9 protein-coding genes and 2 CRISPR repeat arrays are annotated in these 12727 nt (G+C 28.5%); of the genes, 8 read left to right on the top strand and 1 reads right to left on the bottom strand.

Annotated features, from left to right (window positions below):
* Positions 1 to 33: 33 nt before the first annotated feature.
* The 6 genes from rpmJ (at position 34) to R7X45_RS01715 (ending at position 3879) form a co-directional block, all read left to right on the top strand.
* Positions 34 to 147: a 50S ribosomal protein L36 gene (rpmJ, locus tag R7X45_RS01690; RefSeq protein ID WP_010321371.1), complete on the top strand. Its 114-nt coding sequence runs from the start codon at positions 34 to 36 to the stop codon at positions 145 to 147.
* Between the two features lie 109 nt (positions 148 to 256).
* Positions 257 to 673, top strand: coding sequence for a 30S ribosomal protein S13 (gene rpsM / locus R7X45_RS01695; RefSeq protein WP_010321372.1), 417 nt, complete (start codon positions 257 to 259; stop codon positions 671 to 673).
* Positions 674 to 679: 6 nt separating this feature from the next.
* Positions 680 to 1084: a 30S ribosomal protein S11 gene (rpsK, locus tag R7X45_RS01700; protein WP_010321373.1), complete on the top strand. Its 405-nt coding sequence runs from the start codon at positions 680 to 682 to the stop codon at positions 1082 to 1084.
* Between the two features lie 6 nt (positions 1085 to 1090).
* Positions 1091 to 2089, top strand: coding sequence for a DNA-directed RNA polymerase subunit alpha (locus R7X45_RS01705; RefSeq protein ID WP_318055677.1), 999 nt, complete (start codon positions 1091 to 1093; stop codon positions 2087 to 2089).
* A 2-nt stretch (positions 2090 to 2091) separates the two neighbouring features.
* Positions 2092 to 2454, top strand: a complete 363-nt coding sequence (gene rplQ, locus R7X45_RS01710) for a 50S ribosomal protein L17 (protein ID WP_010321375.1) — start codon at positions 2092 to 2094, stop codon at positions 2452 to 2454.
* Between the two features lie 762 nt (positions 2455 to 3216).
* Positions 3217 to 3879, top strand: coding sequence for a serine protease (locus R7X45_RS01715; RefSeq protein WP_318055678.1), 663 nt, complete (start codon positions 3217 to 3219; stop codon positions 3877 to 3879).
* Between the two features lie 140 nt (positions 3880 to 4019).
* Here the strand turns inward: R7X45_RS01715 and R7X45_RS01720 are convergent, their stop codons facing one another.
* The gene (locus tag R7X45_RS01720) at positions 4020 to 4697 is read right to left on the bottom strand and encodes a hypothetical protein (protein WP_318055679.1); all 678 of its coding nucleotides are present in this window, start codon (positions 4695 to 4697) and stop codon (positions 4020 to 4022) included.
* A gap of 407 nt (positions 4698 to 5104) precedes the next feature.
* Here R7X45_RS01720 and cas9 point away from each other — a divergent pair, with 407 nt between their 5' ends.
* Together cas9 and R7X45_RS01730 are read left to right on the top strand one after the other, a co-directional pair.
* Positions 5105 to 8731 carry a type II CRISPR RNA-guided endonuclease Cas9 gene (gene cas9, locus R7X45_RS01725; RefSeq protein ID WP_318055680.1) on the top strand — a complete coding sequence of 1209 codons (3627 nt, stop codon included), beginning with the start codon at positions 5105 to 5107 and terminating at the stop codon, positions 8729 to 8731.
* Positions 8732 to 8819: 88 nt separating this feature from the next.
* Positions 8820 to 10112: a CRISPR direct-repeat array (repeat unit 36 nt; unit sequence GTTTTACTCTAATAAGAAATTGTACAGCACAAAAAC).
* 133 nt (positions 10113 to 10245) lie between these two features.
* Positions 10246 to 11424 carry an IS3 family transposase gene (locus R7X45_RS01730; RefSeq protein WP_318055681.1) on the top strand — a complete coding sequence of 393 codons (1179 nt, stop codon included), beginning with the start codon at positions 10246 to 10248 and terminating at the stop codon, positions 11422 to 11424.
* A gap of 60 nt (positions 11425 to 11484) precedes the next feature.
* A CRISPR array of direct repeats spans positions 11485 to 12708; the repeat unit is 36 nt; unit sequence GTTTTACTCTAATAAGAAATTGTACAGCACAAAAAC.
* Positions 12709 to 12727 lie beyond the last annotated feature (19 nt).

Genomic DNA, 12727 nt, shown 5'->3' on the forward strand with positions numbered 1-12727 from the left:
TTTTGAAATTATTACCTAATTTAAAGGAAAAAAATGAAAGTTCGAGCAAGTATTAAAAAAATTTGCAAAGATTGCAAAATAATTAAGCGTCGTTCGGTGAACCGTGTAATTTGTGTTTTAAAAAAACACAAACAAAGACAAGGGTAGTTTTTGATTTTTGTTCTATTTTGTTAGTATTTTTCACCTCTAAATTTTTAAAGGTGAAAAATAAAATTTTATAAAAAGGAAAATATATTTATTTAAATAAGTTTAAAATATGGCACGTATTCTTAATGTTGAAATCCCCAATCATAAAAGAATTGTAATTGCTCTTACAAGTATTTATGGAATTGGAAAATCGCTTGCTGCAGAAATAATTGACAAAACTGCTGCAATTCAGCAAGAAAAATTTGGGAAAAAATATCCTGTTTTAACCCAAGATACAAAAGTTAAAGAAATTCAGGAAGATGTTTTGCAAATCATTCGTGATATTGCAAAAACTTATAAAACCGAAGGTGACCTGCACCGTGAAGTTCAGTCAAATATTAAAAGACTAATTGAAATTAAATGTTATCGTGGAATCCGTCATCGTAAAGGTCTTCCAGTTCGTGGTCAAGTAACTCAGAAAAACGCACGTACTCGAAAAGGCCCAAGAAAAGCAATTATGGCAAAAAAAGACAAAGGTAAAAAATAGTTAATCATGGCAACTAATACACGTAAAGTTAAAAAAATCCGTCCAAAAAATGTAACAGCCGGAATTGCCCACATTCACTCTTCACACCAAAACACGATAATTTCTTTTACTGACAAACAAGGAAATGTAATTTCTTGAGCTAGTTCAGGATCAATTGGCTTTAAAGGAACAAAGAAAAAAACTGCATATGCTGCAACCTTAGCAACAGCTGCTGCTGCCCAAAAAGCCCGTGAACACGGAATGCGCGAAGTTGTTGTTCACCTTAAAGGAACCGGGCAAGGAAAAGAAGCTGCTCGTAAGCAAATTATCACTTCAGGAATTAATATTTTACTTACCCAAGACGTTACCCCTATTCCGCACAACGGAACTCGACCACCGCGTAAATGATTTAAACGTCAGGAAAAAAGGTAGGATTTTATGAAAAAACATGCAAATGTTTACTATTCTGAAAACTTAACTGACCAAATTAGTGAATTTGAAACAAGTTTTGAACTAAAACCGCTCGAGCGCGGACTTGGAAATACAATTGGAAATGCCCTTCGTCGTGTAGTTCTCTCTTCCATTACTTCTTGTGCTGTTTTTGGGGTAAAAATTGCCGGCGTAACTCATGAATTTAGTATTCTTGATGATGTAATTGAAGATGTTGTTACAATTCTAAACAACCTAAAAAGAGTCCGTTTTTTCTATGATCCTGCTCTTTTTAGTCAAAATCAAATTCACCGGGCAAGTTTTAATGGTCAAAAAGCCGGACAAATTTATGCTCGGGACATTGTTTCTGACAGTGGACTAAAAATTGTCAATCCTGATTTATATATTGCTGATGTCTCCCGGGTTAATTCACTTAAATTTGAACTTTTTATAACATCAGGTAAAGGTTTTAGCGATTTTGAGACTAACAAAAAATTCGTAAACGAAGTTTTACTAAGTCTTGAATCCAACCTTGATGGTACAGTTTTGGCTGTTGATAGTGATTTTTCACCGGTTTTAAGTGCTAATTATCAATCTGTTGAAATCAACTCAGCCAGCCCGATTGTTGAAGAAAAACTAAGTTTTTCAATTAAAACTGACGGCTCCATCAAAGCTAAAGATGCTGTCTCTGAGGGTTCAAAAATCTTGCTAGCACACCTTAATATTCTAGCAAATGTTGAAAACATTAACAAATTCTCAGAAGAATTTTTTGAACCCTTGACCGTCAAAGAAGAACCAGCCCGCCGCTTTTCGGATGCAATTGAGTCTTTGGACCTTTCCGTGCGCTCAATAAATGCACTTAGACGTGCACATTATTATAAAATTTCTGACATTGAAAATCTAACACAAGATGACTTTGAAAATATTAAAAATCTTGGCCGTAAATCAGTTCAGGAAATAATTGAAAAACTTGAAATATATAAAAACGAACAAAAAGGAGAAAACTAATTATGGCTAATCCGCACCAAATTTATTCCCGTGATGCTGCCTGAGATCGCCAAGTTTTCCGCTCACTTGCAACTTCTTTAATTTTACATGGTCATCTAAAAACAACTCTTGCGCGTGCAAAACGTCTTCGTTCTGTTGTTGAAAAACTAATAACTAAAGCCAAAAAAAATGATCTAGCAGCACGCCGTCAAGTTCTTAGTTATTTATATAACCAAAAAACCAAAGACGGAATGAAAGTTATGCCTTATTTGTTTACCAAAATAGCACCTCGCTATCAAGAAAGACAAGGGGGCTATACTCGAATAGTTAAAATTCCAAGCCGAAATGGTGATAATTCAAAAATGGCAATTATTGAACTAGTTTAGTTATTAAATTAAAGACCAAAATCTAAAAAAAGCCTATGAATTCATAGGTTTTTTTGTGCTTTTAGATTAAAAATTATTCTTTAGTCCCGAGTTTCCCGGTTTGATGCAAAAATTACTTTTTAGTGAATATAGATACGCAAAAATACCTCCCGAGTTTCCCAGTTTGATAAGGTAATTTTAAAAAAGTATCCGATTTTAGGGACTTTTTTAAGTTTTTTGGTAAAAGTTAGTTACAATTTTATTAGTGATTTATTAAGATATCAAAGTAAAAATCATATCTATTTCAAATATTCGGGTCACTAGGAACACCATTTCGATTTTTGAATGTTATTTGCTGATCTAAATTGTTAAATTCAACCCTTTGTCTTAATTTTTACAACATCGTTACTAAACCAACTTAGTTAATTTTTATTTTTTCATAATTTATAATTATACCATAAAATTATTTAAAATGCTAGTAAATGATAGTAATAAAAATTAAGGTTTTACATTCAAAAAGCACCGATTTACGGGTATTTTTTCATATTTGCATTCACTAAAAACTGAATTTTTGCCTTAAAACTGGGAAACTCGGGAAAAATTACTTTTTAGTGAATATAGATACGCAAAAATACCTGTAAAATCCGCGGTTTTTGCCGCTAAAATCCTAATTTTTATAGTTTTGAAATTAACCTTTTGTAAAAAAAAAAAAAAAAATGCTTGGTCTGAGAAAAAATTAAGGTATAATTACAAACGCTTAAGAATAAGACACTTTTAGATAAAATGAAAAAATTCACTAAAAAATACGGGTTTATTGGTTTATTTTTGGCTCTAAATCTTGGAATTTTGTTAGCAAACGTTGCTTTGGTAACAAATAATTGAGTAAAACTGAATCCAAAAATTAACCATGAAGCCCTTTTAAAGTCAATTGTTGAAATTAAACTTCAAAAAAACGACGAAATTTCTTTTGCGACCGGTTTTGTTATAGATAATAAAATTATCACTAATAAACACATTCTTGAAAATAGTGATGAAATTGATATTTTTTATCGGTTTGCAAATGAAAAAGACTATAAAAAAACTAAAATTATAAAAATTTCACCAAACTATGATATATTAAGTTTGGAACTAAACACAAAAGTTAAAAACCTTGAAATAGAAGAAGATTTTAACTATGGCGATGAAATTTTTACAATCGGAAATCCACATAATCTTGGCTTGACAATCAACAAAGGAATAGTTTCAGGAACTAATAAATTAGCAAATCAAAATTTTGTTCGAACTAGTATCGCAATTGAGCCAGGAAATAGTGGTGGCCCAGTTTTAAATACTAAAAACAAAGTAATTGGGATAATGACTTTTCGCCTTATAAATGAAAAACCGGTTCAAGGTATTTCGTTTTTTGTCCCTTCAAGTCAAATAAAAGAGTTTTTGAATTCAAATTAAATTTTTAATTTTCTAAATAATTTACTATTAAATCTATTAAATCAATATAGTCAAAATTATTAAAATTTGTGATTAGGCTTTACTCTATTAAGAAATTGTACAGCACAAGAACTTATCTATTGCTAGTTTATTGGCTTTAATTACATTTTCTTTTTTGGTGCTTTAAATTTCTTGCTTTGCTTTGAATTGTCTTTTTGTGCTAATTTAAGCTCATATTTTTGTTCAATTCATCTATTGACTTTGTAATGAGGGTCAAGAGCTTTTCGATGTCGCTTAAGAAGTACAGTCGCAAGCTCTGGCTCATTTAAAGCAAAAAAAATAAGTTGGTCATCATCTGTAAAAAGTTCGATATCGCCTTGATCTTTACCCTTAGTCATAACTAAAATATATTTATTATTTTTATATTGTTCTCAAAATTTTTTATCAAATTTTTTGAGATCTTCTCAATCTTCGTCTGTGAGTTCTCGAATATAAGGCTCATCAGCATAATCATTACCATTTTCATCTTTTAAATATTTGGCCAGTAAACAAATATCCCATATTATTTCATCTTTTTGATCTTGTGTTAAACTCTCTATAACATCTTCATAGTCCAAATCTTTAAAATCATTTCCTTGGATAGTTTGGTTGTAAAGGGAATATTTATAACCTTTTTGAAAAGCAATAAACTCGTCAGGAAAATCTCAAAAATAAGACTCTAACCATTTATCTAAATTATTTAGATCAATTTTTTTAGGCCCAAATCCATTTATATCTTCAATTAATTCTTTTTTATCTTTTGTTGATAAATTTTGGATTTCAAGTTGAACTATATCCATTTTTTTACTCCTATTTCATTAATTTATCTAATTTGTATTTTCATTTTTTAAATACTCAAATAATTTTTGGATTAAATTTGTATTCAATTTTTCGGCGCGCGGGCCTTGGTGGTCTTTTGATTTTTGTTTCGAGTCAAGTCCATAAAGGAGCCCGATAAAACTTGTGAACGGGCATTATACTAATATTTTATTGCAAAAAAACTAAAACTACAAAAAATTTTTCTACTTATTTGCATTTTTTTACGTTATTTTAATAATGTATTTCAAACCAAAACTAATATGGATTTTTGCTTTTTATGGTATAATTTATTTAATATTTATTTTTATAATTGGTAAAATTTATATAAATATTGCAAATTAATTAATAATCTTACAAACGTAAAAAATCATTGTTTAAAGGATCATCTATGAATCAAAAGAAAAGTATTGCTATTGGGTTTGATTTAGGAATAGCATCAGTTGGTTGAGCAATCATTAATTCTGAAACAAATGAAATTTTGAACTGAGGTTCTCGGATTTTCAAGGAAAGAGAAAAAGGTGCAGCCGACCGAAGATCTTTTAGAACTGCTAGAAGAACCATTCGCCGTAGACAATATAAAAGTGAAAAATTACTAAAACTAATTTTAAGATCAAAAAATATATTTGATTTTAAAAATATTGACGAAATTAAAAACTCTTTTCTAAAAAGCTCTAGTCGAAATAGTAATATTTTAGATCTAAAAATCAAAGCGCTTAATGAAAAAATAGATCCAAAAGACTTTGCATGAATTTTGCATGACTACCTTGAAAACAGAGGTTATTTTTACGAACTTGATGATAACCGTGAAAAACTTAAATATTATAATGGTGATAAATTCCCTACCGAGGTGTTAAGCGAGTTTTTCAAAAAAAATAATTTCTTTAAATCAAGCAAGTATAACTTCTCAAATCAGCAATGAACGGTTGAAATCAAAAAACTTTTTGAAGTGCAAAATATTGATGAAGAATTTCAAAAAAGTTTTTTAAGGCTTTTTAATTATATTAGAGATTTTGCAAAAGGTCCTGGATCTTTACACAGTGCAAGTGAATATGGAATTTGAAAATTTGACAAAGAACAAAATAAAATTGTCCAACAATATGATAATATTTGGGATAAAACAATTGGAAAATGTAGCATTTTCCCAAACGAATTAAGAGCCTCGCTTAATTTTGTTTCTTATGAATTTTTCAACCTTTTGAATGAATTAAGTAATTTAAGATCGGATTTTGATCCCGAATGAAGACTTAAAAAAGAAGATAGAGATAAGTTAATTAATGGATTGCTTTCTGGTGAATACAAAAATATTACTGACAGTAAGATTGAAAAAATCATAAAGAAAGATCTTGAAATAGATGAAGATTATTTCAAAGGAATGGAAATTCTTAAAAAAAAGGATGACATTAAGAAGAAGTTAAAGGATAAAACAAAAAATACAAATATTTTAATAAAAGAAATAACTAATCATTCAGAAAAATATAAGTATTTTAAAGTTGAAAATTTTGTAGATCACCCCGAACACCTTGAAGCACTTGATTCAATTTGTTCTGTTTTAGAAAAATACAAAGAAAAAAAAGATAGATTTATCGAGGAACTCGATAAAACAAAAGTTTCAGATAAAATAAATGTTTTAGATTACTTTGGAATTATTAATAAAAAAGACGAATTTATTAATAATTTGTTAAATAATAAAGACCTAACCTTCAAAAAAACAGGAAGTTATTCAGCAAAAGCAACAAGATTATTTGTTAAAAAAATGCTAATAACACAAGAGAATTCTGAATATTTACAATATAATGATAAAGAGATTAATGATATTATTAAACAAAACGCAAAGGCAAAACCGTTAACAAAATACTTAAATCCTTTTATTTTTAAAGACGAAATTTTGCCCCCTTCTGTTAAACAAACTTTCGAACAAGCAATAGCAGTTCTAAATAAAATTATTAAGAAATATTCTAAAGATCACGAAATTTCGGGAATTTTTATCGAAATTCCTCGTGAAAAAAATGATGAAAAAGCAAAAAAGAAACAAGCAAATAAGACAGTAAAGAGCGGTCTTGATGAAATTTATGAAGTCATGAACAAAAAATACAATCTTGAATTATTAAAAATTTCAAGAGAAGATTTAGACGATAAGCCTGCACCGTTATTAAAAAAATTAAAACTTTATTGTCAACAAGACGGGGTTGATTTATATACACTCAAAAAAATTGATATTGCTGATTTAATAAATAATAGTTCCAAATATCATTTTGAACACATTATTCCTAAAGCTTATTTGCCTGATAATTCTTTATCAAATCTTCTTTTAACAACGCAATCCGAGAATTCAAAAAAATCAAATCTTTGCGCAGCTGCTTATATGAGATCAAAAGGCGCTGATGATTATAAAAGATATGTCAAAAAAATAAATGAATTATTTAATCCTAAACTTGCACCAAAAGATGATTCAAGAAAAATTTTCGGTTTAGATAAAAAAGCAATGCTTAAAAAATTAAAACTTCTTTATCAAGAAGGAATTGATCCTCATCAAAAAGAAGAATTTTTATCAAGACAATTGAATGACACAAGATATTCAACAAAATTATTTCTCGAAATTGTAAAAGAACATTTCAAAGATAACCCGAATTTTTCTTATGAGCAAGCAACAAAAATATTTACATTAAACGGGCATCATACAGCTTTTATTCGTGAAAAAATTCTTCCAAACAATAAGGATCGTGCAGATAATAGCCATCATGCAATCGATGCTGCAATTATCGGGATAATGGCAAATAAAAATCGACACGCTTTATCCTCATTGACAATACAAGAAGGTTTACGCCAGTCAAAATATGAACAAATCGAAGATGGCACAATAATAGATAAGCAAACAGGCGAAATTTTAAAGTATTCAGATTATGATAGTAAAAAGTTTGAATTAGTTGAAAATATTTCTGGTTTAGTAAAAGAAAAAATTGAAAACGCCCAAGGTAATGTTGAGATCAAATTTTCAAGAAAAATGACAAATTCTACAAACTCGCCTTTGTTTGACGACACTTTATATGGTCTTAGACAAAATGATGATGGTACCTACGACAAAGTTGAAAAAATCAACTTAGTTAATCCAAAAAGTCTAGATAATTTGCAAGACTATTTTGCCGATCCTAATCCTAATAGTGGCAAATATCTTGTATTGATGTATCAAAGCCATAAATCTGAATTTGAAAAATTAAGAACAATTTTTAACAGACCTGAATTTAATGAAAATAAAAATCAAAATCCTTTTCATGCATATATGGACTGATTAGTTAGCGAAAAATATATTGATGAAGAAGAAAAAGAAAATGCAAAAGGGGCAAATAAATTAATTTATTTTGATCCTGTCACTAATAAAAAAACACTTTTTAAAGATTTAAGAGTTGTAACAGAAAAAAATGTTAATAAAGATTTTGTCTTCGTTAACAAAAAACAAGGTGAAAAATCGTTCCAAACTGGTAAGAAACAACTTTTTGCACTTGTTTATGAAAATAAAGAAGGGCAACTTAGTTCTATACCTGTAAATTTTTTGCTTAAAAAATTTGGTTCCAAACTTGATCGTAATTTTTATTCATTAGATGAATCAAATTATGATCAAGAAAATCTAAAAAAATACAAGGACAATTTGGGTATTGAGCATCATTCCAAACCAATAATTGCAATTAAAATATCTGCGATTGTAAAATTAAAAGTTGATAAAAAAATTCGCCTTGTTTCTAAAGTCGAGAAAGGAAAAAGAATCACAGAATCAATCCCTATAAGGGCAGATGGCGATCATTATTTTTATATTTCCGGTATATCTAAGAAAAAAGATGAAGACACTAAATTCACAGTAAAATCATTTGAATTGAAGGGATTAGAATATAGTGGACGTACTAATCCTTTTCTTAATTATTTTCAATTTGTTAGCCTTGATGAACTAGGAACCGAATATGAATCTAATGAGCAAAGAAAATTGGAAGAATATTTTCTTAATAGAAACAAAAAAGTTGACTAATAACTAGTACTTTATACCCTAAAATTTAAAATTCATTAATAAGTAAAAAACACTCAAGAATTGTACTAAAACTACAATTTTTGAGTGTTTTTTACTCTAATAAGAAATTGTACAGCACAAAAACTTAATATCAAATTGACTTTTACCAAGCTTAGTTTTGCTCTAATAAGAAATTGTGCAGCACAAAAACATTTCAAATTCCATATATTTGCTAAATTTAGTTTTACTCTAATAAGAAATTGTACAGCACAAAAACTTTGTTTTTAAGTAATTTATCAATAAGCTCAGTTTTACTCTAATAAGAAATTGTACAGCACAAAAACGGAAACAGAAAATAAAAAAATTACTGACTTGTTTTACTCTAATAAGAAATTGTGCAGCACAAAAACGTAGTCAATTTGAAGCTACATCATAGTTTTGTTTTACTCTAATAAGAAATTGTACAGCACAAAAACTTTGCTTTTTGTTCTTCCAAAATATTCTGAGTTTTACTCTAATAAGAAATTGTACAGCACAAAAACACGCATTCAAATTTTGTTAATAACTTTTTTGTTTTACTCTAATAAGAAATTGTACAGCACAAAAACTAACATAAATAAACATGGTCAAAAGTTAGAGTTTTACTCTAATAAGAAATTGTACAGCACAAAAACTATGTAGAGTTTAGTGATATGGATTTTTTAGTTTTACTCTAATAAGAAATTGTACAGCACAAAAACAGACCAGCATACCGCTCCTCAAATTTTAGAGTTTTACTCTAATAAGAAATTGTACAGCACAAAAACATGCTTTAAAAAACTCAATTTGTAGGTCAAGTTTTACTCTAATAAGAAATTGTACAGCACAAAAACACTGTTATGTCAAAGTCATGGTCAAAATCAGTTTTACTCTAATAAGAAATTGTACAGCACAAAAACATTATAAAGAGCTTGATACTTTTAAAAATTTGTTTTACTCTAATAAGAAATTGTACAGCACAAAAACCAAATGATAAGTTTTCAATTACCGCAAATTGTTTTACTCTAATAAGAAATTGTACAGCACAAAAACGTCTCAGTAAAAGGCACAAATTCGTCAAAAGTTTTACTCTAATAAGAAATTGTACAGCACAAAAACCAGAGATGCTTGATGGTTAATCGAGCATTAGTTTTACTCTAATAAGAAATTGTACAGCACAAAAACACCTCTCTGGGCTATCTCGGTCATTTTTTGGTTTTACTCTAATAAGAAATTGTACAGCACAAAAACAGGTGAAAGGGGGCAAACCGGAAGTAGTGGGTTTTACTCTAATAAGAAATTGTACAGCACAAAAACACGGGGCGACAAGTATTTTAAACAATACTAGTTTTACTCTAATAAGAAATTGTACAGCACAAAAACTTAGTTCTTTAAACTAGGACAAAGAAAATTAACTCTATAAGGTGTTGGTTTTTTGTCCGAATTTAAGGAGAAAGCTAACACCAAAAGTGTTAGTTTTTTTAAATTTTCAAATGCAATAAAAAAGGAGAATACTAATGTCAAGACACTTTAAAAAAGATGAGTTTGATATGATTTATAAAATTTACAATGAATTTGGATTAAAAAAAACAATAAATTATATAAATGATATTTCGCCAGATACAAATTTTACAACCAGAAGTCAACTAGTTCGAAGAATCAAAAAAATTATTAGGTATTATAATAATGGTATGCAAGATCAATTATTAGATAAAAAGGGTGCGAGAAGAAAGCCAGGGTATGTCAAACCTAAAAAACAAATTGAACCCGATTGAAACGAATTTACAAAAGAAGAATTAATAGAAATAGCTAAGAGATATTACCAAACCAATAAGGATAAATTAAAATCAGGAAAACTTAGTGAAGCCAAAACACTAAATATTCCCTATAGCAAATCTGCAAAAATTTTTAATGTGTGCAGACAAGCAGTGGCAAAATCTAAAACTAGAGTTATAAAAGTAAAGGAACACAAAAATGACGCAATAATTAAAAAATCCTTTCTTGATAACAAAGGTAGATATGGTCGCCTAAGGTTGAGTGCTTATATTTCTATGAAATATAATATTAACATTCACCCTCGAAGTCTTGGAAGACATTTAAAAAGATTTAATTTAGTATGCAAAATTAGGAAAAAAAGAAGAAAGAGCGAAATTAAGAACACTAAATTCGCAATGCCGGATATTGTTAAACGCGACTACAATGATAAATTAAATAGGAATATTTTTGCTACTGATGTTACATATATAAAAGCTCCCAGAGATGTTAAGGAAAACCATGTGTTTTTGTCTGTAATAATTGAGCATAAAACTAAAAAAATCAGAGATTTTAAACTATCTGTAAGCAATGATCTTAATTTAGTTATGGATAATATAAAGACATTTAGGTCTATAGATAAAGATTTTGTTATTCATTCGGACCATGGATTCCAATACACTTCAAAAGTCTATATTGACAAAATAAATAAAATGGGAGGAACTGTTTCGTTGTCTCGTATAGGAAATTCATTAGATAATAGGGAGGTTGAATATTGATTTTCAATTATAAAAAGTGAATGCTTAAACGAGTTAAACTACAGTAAAATAACTTTAGAAGATCTGAAAAAAATAATTGCAGATTATATATTTTGATACAACAACTATAGAATTCAATCAATTTTAAATTGAAAAACCCCGCAACAATATACTATGATGTTATAATAATATTAAACTGTTAATTTTCTTTGTCCTAGTTTACTTCGGGCAATTTCTCTTTATAATGTTTTACTCTAATAAGAAATTGTACAGCACAAAAACGGAACTAGGCATTGACCCATCCTGAGTCAAGTTTTACTCTAATAAGAAATTGTACAGCACAAAAACCTAATTACACCTTGAAAAAATGCTCTATTGGTTTTACTCTAATAAGAAATTGTACAGCACAAAAACACTACAAAGACCCTGAGACTTTTAAAAATTGTTTTACTCTAATAAGAAATTGTACAGCACAAAAACTAGGGATAGTTTCTTATGTAATTAGCTTTAGTTTTACTCTAATAAGAAATTGTACAGCACAAAAACGATGTAAGCGTATTTAAAATCAAATATTTTGTTTTACTCTAATAAGAAATTGTACAGCACAAAAACGTGTTCTAAAAATTTATCAAAAATTGATTTTGTTTTACTCTAATAAGAAATTGTACAGCACAAAAACAACTCTCTTTTAATTTGAAAATCAGAAAACGTTTTACTCTAATAAGAAATTGTACAGCACAAAAACTTTGAATTCTTCGGGCAAAATTTCATAAAGGTTTTACTCTAATAAGAAATTGTACAGCACAAAAACAACCGAATACTTAAAAAAAACACCAATTAGGTTTTACTCTAATAAGAAATTGTACAGCACAAAAACCAAAAATTAATGATATTGATTATACGCACGGTTTTACTCTAATAAGAAATTGTACAGCACAAAAACATTTGAGACCTAAACCAAATAGATTTATTAGTTTTACTCTAATAAGAAATTGTACAGCACAAAAACTACTTTTACAAATTACAGTAAAGTTAATATGTTTTACTCTAATAAGAAATTGTACAGCACAAAAACAGCTCCATTTTTAATTTGTTTGGGTATTTGGTTTTACTCTAATAAGAAATTGTACAGCACAAAAACCTTCTCCTTCAGATATACGCATTAGTACAAGTTTTACTCTAATAAGAAATTGTACAACACAAAAACAAAAGACAAAAAGCAAGTTGAAGACTGCGGTTTTACTCTAATAAGAAATTGTACAGCACAAAAACTGTTAGCAAAGTACTTTAATTTGTAAAAATGTTTTACTCTAATAAGAAATTGTACAGCACAAAAACTTAGCTATTCCTAAAGGAATAGCTTTTCTAGTTTTACTCTAATAAGAAATTGTACAGCACAAAAACTGTATAAATCTAAGGATTTATCAGAACCAGGTTTTACTCTAATAAGAAATTGTACAGCACAAAAACAAAAGAACGGCACGAGTAT

Source organism: Mesomycoplasma ovipneumoniae, assembly GCF_033343935.1.
Lineage (GTDB): Bacteria > Bacillota_I > Bacilli_A > Mycoplasmatales > Metamycoplasmataceae > Mesomycoplasma > Mesomycoplasma ovipneumoniae_G.